Genomic DNA, 283 nt, shown 5'->3' with positions numbered 1-283 from the left:
AGCCGTCGGCCGACGGGCCGCGCCTGCAGGACCTGCTGGATCCGGCCGCCGCCTTCGAGCCAGCCGTGAACACCGGGTTCGAGTTCTGGGTGCCGGACGCTTCGGGCGCGGCCCCCGAGGTCGCCGCGTCGCTGGAGCGCGCCAACGAGGCCGCGATCCCCACCGTCAAGATCGCCTCCGCGGACTCCGCGTACTGGTGCGAGACGCCGGAGAAGAACCACCTGCGCTGGGTCATGGAGATCCCCGAGGAGCAGCTCCTGGACGCCCTCGCCCGGCTTCTCGC

Annotated in this window: 1 protein-coding gene; it reads left to right on the top strand. The window is 72.8% G+C overall.

Annotated elements, in window-relative coordinates; genetic code table 11:
• Positions 1 to 283: DUF5926 family protein (locus tag J0695_RS41680; protein WP_242553803.1), on the top strand; the 283-nt coding region annotated here is incomplete at both ends.

It is taken from the genome of Streptomyces beijiangensis (assembly GCF_017315755.1).
Classification (GTDB): Bacteria; Actinomycetota; Actinomycetes; order Streptomycetales; family Streptomycetaceae; genus Streptomyces; species Streptomyces beijiangensis.
Note: the sequence above shows the minus strand (reverse complement) of the source record. Positions and strands in the feature narration are given on the sequence as shown.